Origin of the sequence: Litoribacterium kuwaitense, from assembly GCF_011058155.1 — a bacterium.
GTDB lineage: Bacteria > Bacillota > Bacilli > Bacillales > DSM-28697 > Litoribacterium > Litoribacterium kuwaitense.
Genome location: NZ_JAALFC010000017.1, coordinates 1 through 20,112, shown reverse-complemented (window position 1 = coordinate 20,112; position 20,112 = coordinate 1). Strand labels below are relative to the sequence as shown.

18 protein-coding genes, 1 other RNA gene and 2 pseudogenes are annotated in these 20,112 nt (G+C 42.5%); 20 read left to right on the top strand and 1 reads right to left on the bottom strand.

Going from position 1 to position 20,112, the window contains the following annotated elements:
- Nucleotides 1-10 precede the first annotated feature (10 nt).
- The 18 genes and pseudogenes from tpiA (at nt 11) to G4V62_RS10160 (ending at nt 19,514) form a co-directional block, all read left to right on the top strand.
- Nucleotides 11-772 carry a triose-phosphate isomerase gene (gene tpiA / locus G4V62_RS10240; protein WP_165201873.1) on the top strand — a complete coding sequence of 254 codons (762 nt, stop codon included), beginning with the start codon at nt 11-13 and terminating at the stop codon, nt 770-772.
- Nucleotides 765-2,306, top strand: a complete 1,542-nt coding sequence (gene gpmI / locus G4V62_RS10235) for a 2,3-bisphosphoglycerate-independent phosphoglycerate mutase (RefSeq protein ID WP_165201871.1) — start codon at nt 765-767, stop codon at nt 2,304-2,306. Before tpiA ends, gpmI begins: the two co-directional genes overlap by 8 nt.
- Before the next feature lie 106 nt (nt 2,307-2,412).
- Nucleotides 2,413-3,699 carry a phosphopyruvate hydratase gene (gene eno, locus G4V62_RS10230; RefSeq protein WP_165201869.1) on the top strand — a complete coding sequence of 429 codons (1,287 nt, stop codon included), beginning with the start codon at nt 2,413-2,415 and terminating at the stop codon, nt 3,697-3,699.
- 146 nt (nt 3,700-3,845) lie between these two features.
- Nucleotides 3,846-4,079 (top strand): preprotein translocase subunit SecG, encoded by a 234-nt coding sequence (gene secG / locus G4V62_RS10225; RefSeq protein ID WP_165201867.1) that lies wholly within the window; start codon nt 3,846-3,848, stop codon nt 4,077-4,079.
- Nucleotides 4,080-4,162: 83 nt separating this feature from the next.
- Nucleotides 4,163-4,909, top strand: coding sequence for an alpha/beta hydrolase (locus G4V62_RS10220; protein WP_165201865.1), 747 nt, complete (start codon nt 4,163-4,165; stop codon nt 4,907-4,909).
- 51 nt (nt 4,910-4,960) lie between these two features.
- The gene (gene rnr / locus G4V62_RS10215) at nt 4,961-7,267 is read left to right on the top strand and encodes a ribonuclease R (protein ID WP_165201863.1); all 2,307 of its coding nucleotides are present in this window, start codon (nt 4,961-4,963) and stop codon (nt 7,265-7,267) included.
- A 35-nt stretch (nt 7,268-7,302) separates the two neighbouring features.
- Nucleotides 7,303-7,770 (top strand): SsrA-binding protein SmpB, encoded by a 468-nt coding sequence (gene smpB, locus G4V62_RS10210; protein ID WP_165201861.1) that lies wholly within the window; start codon nt 7,303-7,305, stop codon nt 7,768-7,770.
- A gap of 82 nt (nt 7,771-7,852) precedes the next feature.
- Nucleotides 7,853-8,216, top strand: a transfer-messenger RNA (tmRNA) gene (gene ssrA, locus G4V62_RS10205).
- Nucleotides 8,217-8,638: 422 nt separating this feature from the next.
- Nucleotides 8,639-10,186, top strand: coding sequence for an AraC family transcriptional regulator (locus tag G4V62_RS10200; protein WP_165201859.1), 1,548 nt, complete (start codon nt 8,639-8,641; stop codon nt 10,184-10,186).
- Between the two features lie 169 nt (nt 10,187-10,355).
- On the top strand, nt 10,356-11,414 hold the full coding sequence (locus G4V62_RS10195) for a FecCD family ABC transporter permease (RefSeq protein ID WP_376768308.1): 1,059 nt from the start codon (nt 10,356-10,358) through the stop codon (nt 11,412-11,414).
- Nucleotides 11,414-12,442, top strand: coding sequence for a FecCD family ABC transporter permease (locus G4V62_RS10190; protein WP_165201857.1), 1,029 nt, complete (start codon nt 11,414-11,416; stop codon nt 12,440-12,442). The genes G4V62_RS10195 and G4V62_RS10190 overlap by 1 nt, the downstream gene beginning before the upstream one ends.
- A gap of 24 nt (nt 12,443-12,466) precedes the next feature.
- Nucleotides 12,467-13,477: an ABC transporter substrate-binding protein gene (locus G4V62_RS10185; protein WP_165201855.1), complete on the top strand. Its 1,011-nt coding sequence runs from the start codon at nt 12,467-12,469 to the stop codon at nt 13,475-13,477.
- Nucleotides 13,478-13,504: 27 nt separating this feature from the next.
- Entirely contained in the window at nt 13,505-14,314 is an 810-nt protein-coding gene (locus G4V62_RS10180; protein ID WP_312855478.1) for an ABC transporter ATP-binding protein, read from the top strand.
- Nucleotides 14,315-14,329: 15 nt separating this feature from the next.
- A pseudogene (locus tag G4V62_RS10175) lies at nt 14,330-14,605 on the top strand (group II intron maturase-specific domain-containing protein); the annotation flags it as partial.
- A gap of 653 nt (nt 14,606-15,258) precedes the next feature.
- Complete coding sequence (locus tag G4V62_RS10170; RefSeq protein ID WP_165201853.1) at nt 15,259-16,866, top strand: DUF2334 domain-containing protein; 1,608 nt, start codon at nt 15,259-15,261, stop codon at nt 16,864-16,866.
- A gap of 303 nt (nt 16,867-17,169) precedes the next feature.
- Nucleotides 17,170-17,307 carry a GNAT family N-acetyltransferase gene (locus G4V62_RS20835; protein ID WP_376768307.1) on the top strand — a complete coding sequence of 46 codons (138 nt, stop codon included), beginning with the start codon at nt 17,170-17,172 and terminating at the stop codon, nt 17,305-17,307.
- Between the two features lie 227 nt (nt 17,308-17,534).
- Nucleotides 17,535-18,497, top strand: a complete 963-nt coding sequence (gene msrA, locus G4V62_RS10165; RefSeq protein ID WP_165201851.1) for a peptide-methionine (S)-S-oxide reductase MsrA — start codon at nt 17,535-17,537, stop codon at nt 18,495-18,497.
- A gap of 57 nt (nt 18,498-18,554) precedes the next feature.
- Nucleotides 18,555-19,514 carry a D-2-hydroxyacid dehydrogenase gene (locus G4V62_RS10160; RefSeq protein ID WP_165201849.1) on the top strand — a complete coding sequence of 320 codons (960 nt, stop codon included), beginning with the start codon at nt 18,555-18,557 and terminating at the stop codon, nt 19,512-19,514.
- Here the strand turns inward: G4V62_RS10160 and G4V62_RS10155 are convergent.
- A complete protein-coding gene (locus tag G4V62_RS10155; RefSeq protein ID WP_165201847.1) occupies nt 19,508-19,651 on the bottom strand; it encodes a hypothetical protein in 144 nt (47 codons plus the stop codon). The two genes, G4V62_RS10160 and G4V62_RS10155, sit on opposite strands and share 7 nt — an antisense overlap.
- A gap of 193 nt (nt 19,652-19,844) precedes the next feature.
- Between G4V62_RS10155 and G4V62_RS10150 the strand changes: the two are divergent.
- Nucleotides 19,845-19,970 (top strand): annotated as a pseudogene (locus tag G4V62_RS10150) (transposase); the annotation flags it as partial.
- 14 nt (nt 19,971-19,984) lie between these two features.
- A partial coding sequence (locus G4V62_RS10145; protein WP_165201845.1) for a helix-turn-helix domain-containing protein occupies nt 19,985-20,112 on the top strand: 128 nt, incomplete at its 3' end.

Genomic DNA, 20,112 nt, shown 5'->3' with positions numbered 1-20,112 from the left:
GTGAGTGCGCATGCGTAAACCGATTATTGCAGGAAACTGGAAGATGAATAAAACATTACAAGAGTCAATTGATTTTATTGGAGCGATCAAAGACCGTCTGCCTAGCGAAGAAAAAGTTGATGCAGTTGTATGTTCACCAAGCTTATTTCTTCCAGCCCTTGTAGAAGAGACGAAAAACAGCACTGTTCACATCGGTGCTCAGACGATGCACTTTGAAGACTCTGGGGCATTTACAGGCGAAGTAAGTCCACTCGCCTTGAAGGATGCAGGGGTTACATACGTGATCATCGGTCACTCTGAGCGTAGAGAAATGTTTGCTGAAACAGACGAAACAGTAAACCAAAAAGTCCATGCTGCCTTTAAGCATGAGTTGACACCTATCGTATGTGTAGGTGAAACGCTTGAGCAGCGTGAAGCAGGCGAAACGAACGACATCGTCGAAGATCAAGTGATGAAGGCGCTTGAAGGATTGACTCCTGAGCAAGCAGAGCAAGTTGTCATCGCATATGAGCCGATTTGGGCGATTGGTACAGGGAAATCGTCAACTGCTGATGATGCCAACGAGGTATGCACTGCGATTCGTCACGTTGTTCTCGACCAATTCGGTCAAGAGGCCTCAGAAAAGCTACGCATTCAGTACGGAGGTAGCGTCAAGCCAGGTAACATTGCAGAATATATGGCTGCCTCCGACATTGACGGTGCCCTCGTAGGCGGCGCTAGCCTTGAACAAGATTCGTTTATTGCCTTGTTGGAGGCGTCCTCCAATGGCTAAAAAACCAGTGGCGCTAATCATCCTGGACGGCTTTGCTTGTCGAGATGAGGTCAAAGGGAATGCTGTCGCTCAGGCGAAAAAGCCCAATTTTGACCGTTATTGGTCAAACTATCCTCATACGACGTTAACCGCCTGCGGTGAAGCCGTTGGATTACCGGATGGCCAAATGGGGAACTCTGAGGTTGGTCACTTGAATATCGGTGCAGGACGAATCGTTTATCAGAGCTTGACTCGGGTGAACAAGTCGATTCGGGAAGGCGACTTCTACGAGAATGAGACCATTCAAGGTGCGGTTAACCACGTGCTTGAAAAAGACAGCCGCGCGCTTCATATTTTTGGTTTGTTGTCTGATGGAGGTATTCATAGCCACATTCACCACCTCTATGCGATCTTAAAATATGCTAGTGAAAAGGGCTTGAAAAAAATCTATATTCATGGCTTCCTCGACGGTCGTGATGTAGCACCGCAGTCGGCAGAAAAGTTTATTGCTGAGCTGAAGGAAAAAATGGCTGAGTATGGTGTTGGCGAAATCGCTACGATCTCAGGACGTTATTACGCTATGGATCGAGATAATCGCTGGGATCGCGTTGAGAAATCGTATCGTTCGATGGTGTATGGCGAAGGTCCTGCCTATGAATCCGCTGAAGCGTGCGTTAAAGATCATTATGAACAAGAGATTTATGATGAGTTTGTCCTTCCTTCTGTCATCACGAAGGATGGAGAGCCGACAGCGACGATTCAAGACGATGATGCCGTCATTTTCTACAACTTTCGGCCGGACCGCGCCATTCAGATTTCACGCGCCTTTACGAATGAAGATTTTCGTGAATTTGACCGAGGCGAGGCAGCGCCAAAGAATCTCTATTTCGTTTGTCTCACCCAATTCAGTGAAACGGTTGACGGCTATGTTGCCTTTAAACCGGTGAATTTGGACAATACGATGGGAGAAGTGCTTTCTCAGGCAGGGAAGAAGCAGCTTCGTATCGCTGAGACTGAAAAGTATCCGCACGTGACTTTCTTCTTCAGTGGTGGCAGAGAAGCACCGTTTGAAGGCGAAGAAAGAATTTTAATCGATTCACCACAAGTGGCTACGTACGATCTAAAGCCGGAAATGAGTGCATATGAGGTTAAGGATGCACTTTTAGAAGCGCTGGATCGTGATGAGTTCGATGCGATTATCTTAAACTTTGCTAATCCAGACATGGTCGGTCACTCAGGTAAATTAGAGCCGACGATCAAAGCGGTTGAAGCTGTTGACGAATGTCTTGGTGAAGTCGTTGATAAAATTGTCGAAAAAGATGGTGTGGCGCTGATCACAGCGGATCATGGAAATTCTGATGAGGTCATCACGGTTGACGATCAGCCGATGACAGCTCATACGACGAATCCAGTGCCTCTTATTTTGACTCAAGCAAACCACACCTTAAAAGAAGGCGGTAAGCTTGGTGACTTAATGCCAACGATGCTTGAAGTGATGGGAATCGAAAAACCGAAAGAAATGACAGGAGAATCCTTGATTCAGAACGAAAGTTAAGAAGTGAATGCTAACGGAAAAACGTCGGAGGACGCTCCTGACCTTTTCAGCCGTCAGCAACACTTCTGAATACACATGAAACTTATGATAAAGAGGAGGGACACAGATGTCCTTAATTATTGATGTATTTGCTCGCGAGGTACTTGACTCGCGCGGTAACCCAACCGTTGAAGTAGAAGTGCATACAGAATCTGGTGCTTTTGGACGCGCCCTCGTACCAAGCGGCGCTTCCACTGGTGAATATGAAGCCGTTGAATTGCGTGATGGCGATAAAGATCGTTTCCTTGGTAAAGGTGTTCTAAAAGCCGTCAGCAACGTTAACGAAAAAATTGCTCCAGAGCTTGCAGGCTTTGACGTATTAGACCAAGTAGCAATTGACGAAGCATTAATCGACCTTGATGGAACAGATAACAAAGGAAATCTTGGTGCTAACGCAATTCTTGGCGTTTCAATGGCTGCTGCTCATGCCGCTGCCGATTTCCTTGAAATTCCGTTGTATCAATACCTTGGAGGATTCAACGCAAAAACACTGCCTGTGCCAATGATGAACATCATTAATGGCGGAGAGCACGCTGACAACAACGTAGACATTCAAGAGTTTATGGTCATGCCTGTCGGTGCTGAAAGCTTTAAGCACGGATTGCAAATGGGCGCTGAAATCTTCCACGCCTTAAAAGGTGTTCTTAAAGAAAAAGGTTACAACACAGCTGTAGGTGATGAAGGTGGGTTTGCTCCTAACCTCGGTTCCAATGAAGAAGCATTGCAAACCATCATTGAAGCTGTTGAGAAAGCCGGTTATACACCTGGCGAACAAATTTACCTTGCTATGGACGTTGCCGCTTCAGAAATGTATAAAGACGGCAAGTACCAGCTATCCGGTGAAGGCGTATCGAAAACGTCAGCGGAAATGGTCGATTACCTCGCTTCTCTATGTGAGAAGTACCCTATTATTTCGATTGAAGATGGCTTAGACGAAAACGACTGGGATGGCTTCAAGCTTTTAACAGAGCGTCTCGGTGAAAAAGTACAGCTTGTCGGTGACGACTTGTTCGTAACAAACACAGAAAAGCTCTCTGAAGGAATCGAGAAAGGGATTGGAAACTCGATCTTAATTAAAGTGAATCAGATCGGTACGTTAACAGAAACCTTTGACGCAATTGAAATGGCAAAACGTGCTGGCTACACGGCTGTCATTTCTCACCGTTCCGGTGAAACCGAGGACAGCACAATCGCTGACATTGCCGTTGCAACAAATGCTGGACAAATTAAGACAGGTGCACCTTCGAGAACGGATCGCGTTGCCAAATACAACCAGCTCCTTCGTATCGAGGATCATCTTGCCTTTACAAGTCGCTACGCAGGCATTGACGCGTTTTACAACATTAAAAAATAATGTCGTAGAAGCCCCTCTATTACGAGGGGCTTTCAATTTGTAAGCCAGGGATGGACGGTCGTCAGAACAAGCTGTGCTTGTTCTCGAAACGAACTTATGATACATTTGTTTTAGAAAACTGGCGGGACATTAGGAGGTTCACTCATATGCATGCTCTAGTCGTTTCATTGCTAGTGGTCGTGAGTATCGCGATTATTGCGCTTGTACTTTTACAGCCTGGAAAAAGCTCTGGTCTTTCAGGGGCCATTTCTGGTGGTGCGGAGCAATTGTTCGGTAAGCAGAAAGCACGTGGCATGGAGGCCATACTGCATAAATTGACGATTGTTTTTGCAGTTTTGTTTTTCATACTTACGATTGCGGTTGCTTATTTTAATGTGTAAGATAAACTAAACAGGGAGTGGCAGCTGCTGCTCGCTGTTTTATTTTTGTGCAGATTTAATACAATTGAGGAGCGATTAATATAATGAAAGTCGTACAACCGAAGCCATTTACTTTTCAAGGTGGAGATCGAGCGGTTTTGTTGCTGCATGGATTTACAGGACATTCCGGTGATGTGCGCATGCTTGGACGTTTTTTAGAGAAAAATGGTTATACGTGTCATGCCCCCATTTATGCAGGTCATGGCGTGCCAATTGAAGAATTATTACATACCGGCCCAGAAGATTGGTGGGATGATGTTTTAAAAGGTTATGAGCATTTAAAAAGCCTTGGACACTCCAAGATTGCCGTCTGTGGCTTGTCATTAGGTGGAGTTTTTTCATTAAAATTAGCTACTGAAGCCGAGGTCGTCGGTGCCATTCCAATGTGTGCCCCTACAATCGCAGATCATCAGGACCGCTTAAAGGCGGGGATGATGGCGCGTGCCAAGGAAATCAAACAGTTGGAAGGAAAGAATGAAGAGCAAGTGGCTGAGGAGCTTAGTGCACTGGAAAAAGAGCCATTTACCGTCCTTGAACGCTCAAAGAAGCTGATCGATGGAATTGGAGAACAACTGGATTTGGTGTATGCTCCAACGATGATCGCCCAGGGACGCTTAGATAAAATGATTAACACTGATTCGGCGACGATGATATATAAAAACATTTCCTCAGAAGAGAAGCACTTGCAATGGTATGAAAAATCAGGGCATGCGATCACGTTCGGTCCGGAAAAAGATCAGCTCCATGAAGATATTTATGCGTTTCTTCAAGGGCTGAATTGGGAAAGCTAAAGTAAAACAAGCAATTGACGGATGTTAAATCCGGCAAAGGAGTAGTTAACGATGTCGAACGATGATCAAACCTATCAGCAATCACTGCTGCAATTTATGGAAGAAGAGGCTTATAAGCCATTAACAGTCAAGGAGCTTGAAGAAGCGTTTGAAATAGACGATGCAGAATCGTTTAAAACATTTGTTCAAGCCCTTGTCGATCTTGAAAATAGAGGCCTTGTCGTAAGAACGAGGAGTCATCGATACGGGCTTCCAGAAAAAATGAATTTAGTGAAAGGCATCATCAGCGCGCACGCACGCGGCTTCGCCTTTTTAGTGACTGATGATGGCGAAGAGGATGTTTTTATTCCGCCAACCGATTTAAAGAGTGCTATGCATGGCGATGAGGTGCTCGTAAGGCTTAGTTCACGCGAAACAAAAAACAACCGCGAAGGGACCGTTGTCCGAATTCTAACGCGTGGGATTACACGCGTCGTCGGCACATATGTCGCCAGCAAGGGCTTTGGATTTGTCGAACCAGACAATAAGAAAATCTCCACGGATATCTTTATTCCTAAAGAACAATCAGCTGGCGCGGTTGAAGGTCATAAAGTCGTTGTTGAATTGACGAGCTATCCGGAACGACGCATGAGTGCAGAGGGAAAGGTTGTTGAAATTCTCGGGCATAAAAATGACCCTGGGATCGATATTCTTTCTATTATCCATAAAAATGGCATTCCAATCGATTTCCCTGATGAGGTCTTGCAGCAGGCGGCTGATACCCCTGAAAAAATCTCTAAAGATGAAATAGAACATCGAGAAGACTTGCGAGACGAAACGATTGTGACCATTGATGGGGCAGATGCAAAGGATTTGGATGATGCGGTTGGTGTAAAAAAACTCGATAATGGTAACTTTTTACTCGGTGTTCATATTGCTGATGTCAGCTATTACGTGACAGAAAAAAGCCCAATTGATAAAGAGGCGCTTGAGCGAGGAACGAGTGTCTATCTCGTTGATCGCGTTATTCCGATGATTCCTCATCGATTGTCCAACGGCATTTGCTCTTTAAACCCACAAGTCGATCGTTTAACGTTGTCGTGTGAAATGGAAATCGACTCGAGTGGAGATGTTGTCGACCATCGCATTTTTCAAAGCGTGATTCGCACAAGTGAACGAATGACGTATAGCGATGTTAGGGATATTCTCGTCCATCAGGATGAAGCACTGATAAAAAAGTATGATGCCCTTGTACCAATGTTTAGACAGATGGAAGAGCTCGCTCTCGTTTTACGGAATAAGCGAATGAGCAGAGGTGCGATTGATTTTGACTTCAAGGAAGCAAAGGTGCTCGTAGACGACGAAGGAAAGCCGATCGATGTCATTCTTCGGGAGCGTTCAATCGCAGAAAAAATCATTGAAGAATTTATGCTTGCAGCGAATGAAACCGTTGCTGAGCATTTCCATTGGCTCGACGTTCCTTTTATTTATCGTATACACGAAGACCCTGATCCAGACAAATTACAACGCTTCTTTGAAATGATTACTGCATTTGGCTATAGCGTCAAAGGCTCCGCCAATGACGTTCATCCACGTTCGTTGCAGTCGTTAATTGAAACGGTGCAAGATTCGCCAGAAGAACCGATCATTTCAACAATGATGCTGCGTTCGATGCAGCAGGCGAAATATTCTCCAGAGAGTGTCGGGCACTTCGGCTTGTCGACAGAGTTTTACACCCACTTTACGTCACCGATTCGCCGGTACCCAGACTTAATCGTTCACCGGTTAATTCGAACATATCTTATTCAAGACAAGCTTGATGAGAAAACGAAGCAGCGCTGGGATGAAAAATTACCTGACATTGCGAAACACACGTCAGAAATGGAACGACGTGCTGTCGATGCCGAACGAGAAACAGATGACTTGAAAAAAGCTGAGTTTATGGAAGACAAAATTGGCGAGACATTTACCGGCGTCATTTCATCCGTGACAAACTTCGGTTTGTTCGTTAAGCTTCCGAATACGATCGAAGGCTTAGTCCATGTCAGCTATCTGACGGATGATTATTACCGGTTTGTTGAAAAGAATATGTCGATGGTCGGTGAGCGGACTGGCAATGTCTTTACCATTGGAGACGAAGTCACCATTGAAGTATTACAGGTGAATATCGACGAACGCGCCATTGACTTTAAGATGGCGGATATGAAGCCAAAGAAAAACCCACAGCGCCGCTCAAATAAAAAAGAAGTGTCCATTTCTTCTGGGCAAGAAAAAGGAAAGTCGTCTGGAAAATCAAACAAGAAAAAGCGTAATGGCAAAAAGCCATTTTACCAAGAAGCGCCTTCCAATAAGAAAAAACGGAAAAAGCGGAAGAAATAAATAGGGGATGCTATTGCTCTAAAGGGGGAAGCGAGATGCCAAAAGGGGAAGGAAGTTTAGTGGCGCAAAATAAAAAAGCGCGTCACGATTATTCAGTTGAAGAAACCTTTGAAGCGGGCCTCGTTTTAAAAGGTACGGAGATCAAAGCCATCCGTGCCGGACGCGTCAACCTTAAAGATTCGTTTGCCCGGATCGAAAGTGGCGAGGCGTTTTTACACAACATGCATATTAGCCCGTATGAACAAGGTAATATTCACAACCATGAACCATTGCGCACAAGAAAGTTATTGTTAAGAAGAAAGCAGATCAACCAGCTCACTGGTGCAGCACAGCAACAAGGATATGCACTCGTACCACTCAAGCTTTATATTAAAAATGGATATGCCAAAGTGTTGCTTGGGTTAGCAAAAGGGAAGAAGCAGCACGATAAGCGCGAAACGTTAAAACGAAAAGAAGCAAAAAGAGATATCGAACGGGCGTTCAAGGAAAGACAAATGTCTTAAATAGCGCCTGTTCGTTCCTACCCCTTTTCAAAATCGTACGTATGTGCTATAATCTTTGATGTAGTACTCCTATAATAACTATGGGGACGTTACGGATTCGACAGGGATAGGTCGATCTTTAGTGGCGAGCCGAGATGGCGCACTCGTTAAACGGGCCAACGCCTATAATTGGCAAACAAGAAGACAATTTCGCACTAGCAGCTGCATAAGTAGCGCTTTTGCGGTTCCTCCCTCCATCGCCCATGTGGTAGGATCAGGGACTCAAATGAAGTGGGCTACGCCTAAGTTCGCCGTCTGAGGACGAGGGAAGAGACTAATCAGACTAGCTCCTGGGAAGCCTGTCGTTAGGCTGAACAGGTTGCGAATGATCAATATAGCGACTACGCTCGTAGAAGCTAAAGTATCGTTATCTCTGGACGCGGGTTCGACTCCCGCCGTCTCCACCAATACATACAATATGATTTGGTGGATATATATAACAAAAAACACAAAATTTCCATTCACCTGGAAAATTTGTGTTTTTTTTTTTTTGGCATACGTAAAAAGCCGAATGGTGCACTTGGGAGCTAGTGTATCCCTTAAGTTAAGGGAGTGAGAATGACCAGGAAATCTGAGGCAAAATCTCTGATGAACATTAAACTTCATTTGATGAGAGGATAAACAAGTCAATATCCTTTACGACCTAAAAGGACGGTAGCAACAGAGGGGGAATAAAAATGTGCCACATTTCTCATTTTAATGACGAAACATTCTGTGCATTACATTTGTACGCTTATGCATCTTTTAGGAACGACTTGCTCAAATGCTATTTTTAATTTACAATGATAATCATTATCATTTAAAGAAAAGAAGGGAAGATCCTTCATCTATGAATGGAAAAGAGAGTATGAATAATGTTGTTTTCAAAGTAAAGCAGGCTTCACTCGAGCCAATCATTGTGTCAATACCAATATCTCAATTACAAAAAGGTCAAGGTGAGCACTTACTCATTTATGTGATAGAAGGTCGGTTGGCTCTTAAGGTTAATGATATGCATATAAAGGTGGAGAAAGATTGTCTTGTACATATACCAGCAGCACATATGCAAGCTGCTTTTGTTCAACTTTTATCTTATCAGGTTCAAGGGTATATCGTGTCATTTCACTATGGAGCTCTACAATGGCGTCATGAGCAATGGCGATTGGTGAATTATGACAAATTAGAGAAGATTGCAGTTTACAAAGGCTCATCTATGATGAAAATGCTCTTTCAAACTATAATCGAAATAAATTCCACAAATAGCCAAATCGCGGAAGAAACATTAAAAAAAATATGGACGATGGCTGAACTACAACAAAAAGAAGTGACAAAAGATCTAAAAGATCACGCCACCTCTGTGAAAAAATCAGTTTTTACCGTGCAAAAATATATGCAAAAGCATTTGTCAGAAAAAATACAAATGGCTGATCTTGCACAACAGGCTGGACTCAGTGTTTCTGCTTTTTATGCTTCATTTAAAAGATATATCGGAATGTCCCCTTTACAGTACTTAACCTTTTTAAGAATATTTGAATCCAAAAAAATATTGTTTACAACAGAATTGGTAATGGAGGACATCGCTAAAGCTGTTGGTTACGAGGATGAGTATTATTTTCAGAGGGTCTTTAAAAAAATAATCGGAATGGCGCCCAGGCAATATCGAGATGCCTTAAAGAAAAAGGTACTCGTTCTCTCTCCAGCATTGGTCAGTGATTATTTACTGCTAAGTGGTGGATATCATGACATTTTTACATTGCCAGGCCATAAAGAGCACCATCAAAGTCTCCTGCGTTCCATTCCAAAGTTAAACTTTAAGTTGAGTGAAATTCAGCGCCTCGCACCTGATTTAATTATTGGGACGGATGCTATACACCGGGATTACAAAGATCTATGTCAAATCTCACCAACACAGCTTCTTTCTGAGAAGAAGCAGAACTGGAAGCAGCAGTTTATCGAGTTTGCTCAGTTATTTTCTGTAGAAGTAGCAGCAGCCTCGTGGATTAAAATATATGAGGAAACGGTTGATGCACTAAAAAAAACGTTAGCAGAATCAATGGCTGGAAAGACCATTTCGGCTGCTAGTATTAGTAGTAGTGGGATGAGAGTATTTGGCGAGAAGCGTAGAAAAGTATCAAGTGTTTTATACACAGATTTGCAATTAATGCCTCCTTCGACTTTGTTAAATCGTACTGTCATTAACTTAGACACCTTTTGGCATATCAAAGATTACCCTAGTGATCATCTCTTATTATTTGCAGATGAGGCCTATGAGGAAGTCATTGATGACGTGAAAGCCTTTTTTCCCGGAACCGTTCACATATTCCCGACAGAGCCGTATCTAACTTACTCCGCAACTGGGCATGTATATTTGTTGCGTGAATTAAGAAGTCTACTCTAACCTGGCGCACTTGGAAAAGTGTCAAATAAAATTAGAGAATTGTCCATTTCTCTAAAAGCAATATTCTGAGATCATCTAAATGAAAATAATTATCATTATTAAAAGGTTCTGGCAAGATGAATTGTCGTTTTACACAAAGGGCGCATGTGTGATGAAAGGATATATGTGAATGGCAAATATGCAAATGAAAGAACAGGTTTTAACAGAGAAAAAGACAGATGTGACGGGGAGGTCAAGGCCAGTTGCGGCATCGGTCATTTTATTACTAGGTGCCATTGCACTCTTGTTGATTATGGTGATTGCTATGATGGTCGGTGTGCGTGAAATTAGCTGGTCAACGATTTGGGATGCTTTTGCATCATTTTCTCCAGCAAATGAGGAACATCAAATCATTCACAATATCCGCTTGCCTAGAGTTTTAGCTGGAGCACTTGTGGGAGCAGGTTTTGCAGTTGCTGGTGCTATTATGCAAGGGATGACTAGAAATGGTTTAGCTGATCCTGGTTTGTTAGGTGTAAATGCAGGAGCAGGTTTTGTTCTTGTTATCGTTTTTGCTTTTTTTCCAGATCTTCCATTCGAGGCTTTAATTTTTTTCTCTTTTATTGGCGCTGGTCTCGGTGCCGGTCTCGTCTATGGAGTTGCATCTTTTTCAAAAGGCGGTCTATCGCCAGTTAAGCTTGTGCTTGCAGGTGCTGTAATTAGCTCGTTGTTGTCGGGAATGACTCAGGCACTGACATTAATTTTTCAAATGACGTATGATCTAGCTTTTTGGTCAGCCGGAGGAGTGTCTACAGCAGAATGGTTTCAAGTTTCTGTCATGGCACCGTGGATGATTGGCGGCATGATCGTCGCAATGTTAATTTCTCGATATATCACCATTTTGAGTCTCGGGGAAGATGTAGCAACAGGATTGGGGCAAAGGACGAAGCGGATTAAAGCGATCGGTACAATGATTGTTCTTATTCTTTCAGGTGCAGCTGTATCTACTGTAGGCGGAGTAGGTTTTATTGGATTAATCGTTCCGCATATTATAAGGTTTTTAGTCGGTGTTGATTATCGTTGGATTATACCTTGTTCGGCAATGGTTGGCGCGTTGTTGGTTGTTATTGCTGATCTAGGTGCAAAAACGATTAATATGCCGTATGAAACGCCCTTAGGATCAATTATCGCTGTGCTTGGTGTTCCTTTCTTTTTATATTTAGCCCGGAAAGAAAGGAATGTATTGTAATGAAAGAAGCACAGGATCTTTTCCAAAATAAACGTCGATTATATAGTTTGAAAGTAACGATTATCGTTTTTCTGCTAGTAATCCTATCATTCGTCATTAGCTTAAACTCTGGAACATTTCAGCTATCTCCACTTGACGTCGCGAACACATTGATGGGCGAAGGAACAGAGCAACAAGGGCTCGTTTTATTTAAATTAAGGCTTCCACGTATGGTGATTGCTGTTCTAGTTGGTGCAGGACTTGCGGTCTCAGGAGCGATTCTGCAAGGAATATCCAGAAATGATTTATCAGATCCGGGTATTCTTGGCATTAATGCAGGCGCAGGGTTAGCGGTATTACTTTATGTGGCTTTAGTCGGTTCTCCTTCCCAGCAATCCATTTTTCTGATGCCGTTTCTTGCACTTGTCGGCGCTGGCTGTACTGCACTATTAATATACTTGTTAAGTTATAAAAAGTCGCGGGGAATTGCGCCGACCCGATTGCTGTTAGTCGGGATCGCAGTGGCTGCGGGTATCAGTGCGATTACTATTATCCTTACTCTGAAACTTGATCCGAGAAATCTAGAATTTGTTGTTACTTGGCAAATGGGGGATCTATGGGGTTCCAATTGGACATTTGTCCTTGCGTTGCTTCCGTGGCTCGTCATCTTGCTGCCATATGTTTATTTCAAGTCTCAGACATTAAATTTGTTGAACTTGCACGAGCATACGGCAAGCAGTCTTGGGGTACGGATTGAAAAAGAGCGGCTGGTTTTGCTCGGAGCTGCCGTGGGACTTGCAGCGGCAAGTGTCGCAATTGGGGGTGGAATTGGCTTTATTGGGCTCTTAGGTCCTCATATTGCCAGGCGCATGGTCGGTCCACAGCATCAAGGCATGTTACCTTTAACAGCTTGTGTCGGTGCACTTATTGTTTTAACGTCAGATACGATCGCGCGGACGGTGATGGAGAATACAGAAATCCCCGTGGGTGTGGTGATTTCGATGTTAGGTGCACCATATTTTCTATTTTTGTTAATGCGAACAAGATAAAAATATAAAGTGGGGTAATTTTACATGAAAGAAAAAATATGGTTTATTTTGATTGTTGCAATAGGCTTGCTCACCGGATGTGGAAGCAATGATCCTCAAGCAGTCGCAGGTGAATCTATGAATGAAGAAAACGTAGCGGCTGATCAAGAGAATGTTAACGCTGGCGACAGTGATGAGAAGTCTTCGGATGAAAATAAATCAGCCTTTCCAAGAACCATTTCGCATGTAAAAGGTGAATTAACCTTGGAAGAAAAGCCACAACGTATTGCCAGTGTTGATATTATGATTACGGATTACTTACTGGCATTGGATGAAACGCCCATTGTGTCAGAGGGAGTAAGTACGAAACAGCGATCGGAAATTTTTGCTGAATATGCTGAAGGAAAAGACATCACAGATTTAGGTGGAAAAGTAAACATGGAAACCATTGTTGCTAAGGCTCCGGACGTCATGCTGATGAGTAGTGAAAGTAGAAAGGTAGAAAAATATGATACTTTCGAAGCGATCGCTCCTACGGCTGTCATTGATTTTTCAAGCGGCGTTCGCTCTCGACTGCAACAAGTTGCTGAACTTGTAGGGAAAGAAGAAAAAGCAGAAGAAATTCTTGCTACGTTTGATCAAAAAGTGACGCAAGCCAAATCTGTAGCAGAAGCTCATTCAAACGACACAGTGCTATTTTTGATTTCAAATGGTAAAGACTTTACGGTTATGCATCCTGATGAGTTTCCTGTCTATTATGAAGAAATTGGGTTAACTGCACCAGAAGGTCTACCGAGAGCAGAAAATGGACGAATCGGTATTGAAGCATTAACTACACTTGCTCCAGATCATATATTTATTGCAGAAAATCGGCGTAAAATGAATGCTGAAGATAAGCTGGGTTTAATTAACGTGTGGCAGGAAAACCCAGTGTGGCAAGGATTGAATGCGGTTGAAAATCATCAAGTGTATGTCGTTGATACGCTTGTGGGTGACACTTTCTTCCTAGGACAAGTAGCTGGAGTCGAAGCCATTATTGAGCATTTAGGTGAGTAATGGTGTTACAAACGAGGGGGAAATAGCGTGTTAAAAACCGAAGCCTTGTCTATTGGCTATCATGAAAAAATTATTGTAAAAGGCCTGGATATTTCCATTCCGAGGGGAAAAATGACTGCGCTTGTCGGAGCGAATGGTTCAGGGAAATCGACGATCTTAAAAGCCATGGCGCGATTGTTAAAGCCAAAAAGTGGTCATGTCTATCTAGACGGGAAGCAAATATATAAACAGTCAACCAAAGAGGTGGCTAAAACACTCGCAATTCTGCCGCAAAACCCAATTGCACCAGAAGGTCTCACAGTTGCGGAGCTTGTCACTTACGGGCGTGCACCTCATCAAAATGGGTTTGGTTCACTAACGAAAGGCGATAAAAAAATGATTCATTGGGCGATTGAGATGACAGGGATGTATGATTTTGCATTGCGGCCTATTGATCAACTTTCAGGCGGCCAGAGGCAGCGCGCTTGGATTGCGATGGCACTTGCCCAAGATACCGAAGTTCTTTTTTTAGACGAACCGACGACCTTTTTAGACATGGCTCATCAGCTTGAAGTGTTAAATGTACTTCAAAAGATGCATCGAGAGGAAAAGCGGACGGTTGTCATGGTTGTTCATGATTTAAACCACGCCAGCCGATATGCTCATCATATCATCGGCATAAAGGACGGTCATGTCGTAAAAACAGGCACACCTAAAGAAGTCATGACACAGAATGTGTTGGAAAATATATTCGGTATAAAAAGCGATATTATTTATGATCCAAGAAATGGCCAGCCGCTTTGCTTGCCATATGCCTTAAGCACTGAAGAAAGAAATGAATCAACGGAATCATTATGAATAAAGTGGTTTTCGACACTTTCCATCTTTAAACAATTGGATAGCTGGATTAGAAGACGATTACGAATGTGTCTGTGGAAGAACTGGAAGAAGCTTAAAACGAAGTTTAGGAATCTTACCAAACTGGGTACTTCACGAAATCAAGCTTGGGAATGGGCGAATAGCCGTAAAGGCTATTGGCGCACTTCCAAAAGCCCCATACTAGACAGAAACCTCGGCAACTCCTACTGGAGTAACCGAGGTCTCAAAAATCTGCAAAATCGTTATGAAACTTTGCGTCAATTATCTTAATTGAACCGCCCCGTACCGAACGGTATACGGGGTGGTGTGAGAGGACGGGAGTGAGTCACTCCCTCCTACTCGATTTTTAGGAACTTTTATGCTTGTATAGTGTAATTATGTATAAAAAATATACGTTCACTCATCTGAATTGCTCTTGTTGGGGTAGTATTTCCCTTTTGATAAATCGAAGAATACTTCCATAGTTAAGGAAAAGGTCATTTTTACTGCAGTTTAGACTTTTTCTATTTTTAGGATAAATTGACCAAATGACAGATAGGGAGCAGGATCCGATAAAAATCCTTCGAACGGCTTGGAAATGTTATGCTTTATCGGATGGAAATGTTATGGTTTCGTCATAATATAAAGCAAATAGGCACAAGTTTTCCATTCCACTTGTGTCTTTTTGTGTTGTCAAATAATATCTCAAACGGCCCGTAGCTCAACGCTTCAGTAGACAATTTTTAGTTTCTGCGAGTTTTATGATCATGTAAGGTAAGTAAATTTGTTTGCATGTTGAACAGATGATTTGAAATGATATTAAATTAAACTGAAACCCATTGTCTACCTAAAAAATATGGTAACAAAATAAAATCTTTAGTCCTAGTACTTTGTGCGTATTTTATGTAAAATAAAGACATGAAATCGTCTTGGAGGCGTATATCATGTTGAAATGGCTAGTCAGCCTTATGATCACGATCAGTGTGATCATAAATATACCTACGATAGGAAATGCTTCATCAGACGAAGCGAATACATTACTATTATACAGTGTGAATACGGAAAAAGAGATGAAGGAAGTTCGCATATTAGACACATTGATTGGACAGTTTTCGACGGATATGACTGTCCGAGCCGCTGAAGATTTCCAGACAGACGAATGGAATGAATATACTCACGTGATTTATTATGGGGTTTCTGAAAAGAAATTGCCCGAGAATGTCGTACGAGCTGCTGAAAATTATCAAGGCGCTTTCTTTGCCCTCGGTCATAATTACGAGCAGCTTAATGAGTCATTTTCGTTCTTTGCTGTGAGTGGGGAAACATTAGTTAGTGGATTTCAACTGCCACAAACCGACCATGTATTCACGATGCAAGAAGATCGGATTATCTTTCAATTAGATGTGCAATCGCAAGCAACGGTGTTTATACAGGGCATTCATGATGAAGAGAAAGACATCCCAATGCTCGTAGGTTCAGGGAAGCACTACTACTTTGCCGGGCAGACCTTGTTTGACCCATTTGGAAAGGGTGTCGGCGAATTTCTAAATACCTTTTATAATGACACCGAAGGAAAAAAGGTCCGTTACTTGCGCCTTGAGGACATTCATCCGCGGGTCGATCCACATCAGCTAAGGGCAGTGGCTGATTATCTGAAGGACAAGGATATTCCTTACATGGTTGCCGTCATTCCAGTTTATGTCGATGGGGAAAATACCTTTCATTTTTCGGATGCCACTCGTCTAGTAGATACACTGCAATATATGCAAAGAAACGGTGCAAGTATTGTTTTACACGGATACAGACACCAATATCGGACGTCAGAGACTGGCGAAGGCTTTGAATTTTGGGATGTAGAAAATGACCGTCCAATTTATCAAGGTCAAGAAGATCCGATTCTGCTGAAAGAGGACTTTACTTCAGAAAAAGAATATCAGGCGTTTATTGAAGAAGGCAGGGCGTTTGAACGAACCTACACGATTGATGCCATTACGAATGGTGTCAAGGAGCTCGTTGCCCATGATCTTTATCCACTGGCGTTTGAAGCGCCGCATTATACGATGTCCCAGCAAGGATATGAAGTGTTAGCGGACCATTTTTCTACCTATGTCGGTCGTCTGCAATTAACGGACGTTACGTGGAAAGGTGCTTATGCGCCTAGCTCCAAAAGTAAGCCGTCATTTTTGCACGGTATGACACTGTACCCTGAGACGATCGGGCATATTGAAGAAAGCAATAAGGAAGCTTCACAAGAGCAGATGGTGCAGAACATCATTGATCAGCAAAAATTAACGAAGTCTTACATTGCCGGTTTTTATCATCCTTATTTAGGTTTGGATAGTTTAAAAGAAGTCGTCACTCACTTGGAAAGCATTGAAAACGCTGAGTGGCTTGACTTAAAGGCTGAAGAGAACAGCGTGCATGTAGAGGGCGTTGCGATTGAGTCAAAAGCAGGGGAAATTGATATCGAAAAAGAATGGATTACAGGGGATTATGAACAGGCTATTTTTGTACAAATCTCATTAAATGGGGTGTTCCAGTCGTTCTCATAACGCTTCTCATCGCTTTTTCACTAATTCTTAAGAAGAAGAGAGAACGGGAACGCTCATAAGGTAAAGTCATCTGAAAGAGAAAAAGAATAAGTCATTTACAGCATCAGTCGGACTGAATCACGAGGATGCTGCATTCGTACGCGAGAAGCTAATTCAATTTAATAAGAAATATGTCTCGTATTCAGATGAAGAAAAAATTGGTATCATCTTACGGGATGAACAAAAAGCCATTGTTGGTGGCATTTTAGCTTATATCAATTGTAAAGAATTGGAAATTATTCACTATTAATACTCAATGGGTTGATGATTCGAGGCCAAGGACAAGGAAAAGCATTAATGAAGCTCGCTGAACAAACGGCGCTCAAAAAAGGGTGCAACCTGATCCTTTTAGAAACGTTCAAGCACCCGATTTTTATCAAAGGCGTGGTTATGAAGTGTTAGGAAAGCTGGACAATTATCCTGAAGGTCACGACTATTATCGTCTATTCAAAAGGTTAACGGCTTCTGAATAAGAATCTTGAGAAAGACGACTTAGTTACTGCTCGAAAAAGCAATAGCTGAAGTCGTTTTTTCGTTGATAATTTTTTAAAATGTAAGCAGGATGTTCGCTAAAAATGGGATGAACAGGGTATGGTAAATACATAAGCGCATTGAAGGAGGAATATTGGATGTCCGAAGATCATTTGGAAAAAGCGACGTTTGCAGGAGGCTGTTTTTGGTGCATGGTGAAGCCTTTTGATCAAGAGCCAGGAATTAAAGAAGTTATTTCCGGATATACAGGCGGCCACACAGAAAATCCGACATACGAGGAGGTATGTACAAATCAAACGGGACATGTGGAGGCTGTTCAGATTACATTTGATCCCAATGTCTTTTCCTATGAACAGTTGCTAGGCGTTTTTTGGCATCAAATTGATCCGACTGACTCTGGAGGACAATTTCATGATCGTGGAGAATCTTATAAAACAGCGATATTTTACCATAATGAAAAACAAAAGAAAGACGCTGAGGAATCAAAAAAGGCATTAGATCAAAGTGGAAAATTCTCCAAGCCTATCGTGACAGATATTTTACCAGCAAAACCTTTTTATCCCGCTGAAGCTTACCATCAAGATTATTACAAGAAAAATCCAGCTCATTACGAAAGATACCGTCAAGGTTCTGGCCGAGCGGATTTTATACAGAAGCACTGGAAAACGGAAAAGCCGGCTAAAGAAGAGTTAAAAAAACGTTTAACGGATATGCAGTACGCCGTCACTCAAGAAGATGCCACTGAGCCGCCCTTTCGTAACGAATATTATGATAATACGGCAGAAGGCATTTACGTCGATATTGTGTCAGGAAAGCCTTTGTTTAGTTCAAAGGATCAATATGATGCGGGGTGTGGTTGGCCGAGCTTTACTAAACCGATTGATGAAAAAGAAATCATTGAACGAAAAGATATGTCTCTCGGCATGATTCGCACAGAAGTGAGAAGTGAAGAAGCGGATTCGCATTTAGGGCATGTATTTAATGATGGACCAGGGCCAGGGGGAATGAGATACTGCATTAATTCTGCAGCACTCCGCTTCATTCCTAAAGAGGATTTAAAAGAAGAGGGCTATGAAGCATATGAAGTTTTGTTTAAATAAAAAATAAACACTGGCCCTGGCGCTTGCTAGGGCTCGTTTACTCTAGGGGGAAGAATATTGCATTTATTTATTGATAAAAAGTTGACACAAGAGCTTGTTCAGCTTCTAAAGACAACACATCCGTCATGGACCATCACAACAAGAGCGGACCTTCCTGAACCAGATTATACAGAAATCATTAATCAAGCGACTGCTGTGGCGGCGCCAACGAAAGAATTATTGGATATGTTGGCAGTGAGTGAAATGACTTCGATCAACTGGCTGCAAATGTGGAGTGCTGGTGTAGACAACCTTCCCATCCAAACGTTTGCTTCTAAGGGAATTAAAATGACGACGGCGAGCGGTGTTCATGCATTGCCAATTGCAGAAACCATTTTAGCGATGATGCTCAGTTGGACGCGTAAAATCCCACAGTATGTTCGCCAGCAGGCAGAAGGCATATGGCATCATGCAGGTTTAAGGGATGAAATGCATCATCGCACAGTTGTTATTTTCGGGACAGGCGCTATTGGACAACGCACTGCAGAATTGTGTAAAGCCTTTCAAATGAAAACGGTCGGCGTATCCCGTAGCGGAAAGTCAGTCAGTGGATTCGATACAATATTTACTGTTGACCAAGCGGAAAAAGCTTTACACGAAGGGGATTATATCGTAAATACACTGCCATTGACCGAAGCGACAGCTGGCTTTTTTAATAAAGCGCATTTTCAGCAAATGAAAGCAGGCGCGTTCTTTGTGAATATTGGCCGTGGTCAAACGGTCGATCAAGCGGCGCTCTTAGACGCGTTAAAGAATGAAGAGATTGCAGGAGCGGGCCTTGATGTTTTTGATCCAGAGCCACTCCCCGAAGATCATCCTTTTTGGACAATGGACAACGTCATCATGACACCTCATACGGCAGGGTCTACACGCTATTACGATGAACGTGTATGCAAGATCCTTCACGAAAACATGTCATCATTTACGTCGAATGGAACGTTAGATAAAAATCTCGTCAATGTCGAGTTAGGTTATTGAATAGCAGGGTCGGTATAATTAATTTCATTCAAGGCAGACCATTCGAGCTCTCGATTTTCATTAATACCGACATATAAGAGCGTATCCGTTTTTAAGCCGTATGAAGCTAATAACTCTTTCAGCTCTGGCAAACTCATGTGTAAGCTATTGAGTGCTGATGCAACGATTTTTTTATCGTTTTCTGACAGAAGACTCCCACTTCAAGGAATGTTAGGACGTTGTCCAATGAGTAAGTGGGAGATGAATGTCGGTTAGGCGTCAGCCTAAAAGTTGTTTCTTTTTTGTGCTATGATATCATCAGTCTTATACAAAAGGAAGGCTGATATTTGGATGGAATTAGATAGTAATAATCATTCAGTGTTTCTGATGTACTACCACCTTGTATTCGTTGTTAAATACCGTAGAAAAGTCTTTGACGACGACATGTCTGACTATGCAAAAGATATGTTTGTAAAGTGAGGTGAAAAGCAATGTTGGTCAACAAAGCATACAAATTTCGTATTTACCCAAACAAAGAACAAGAAATCTTAATCGCAAAGACGATTGGTTGTTCTCGTTTCGTATATAATCACTTTTTAGCACGTTGGAACGATACATA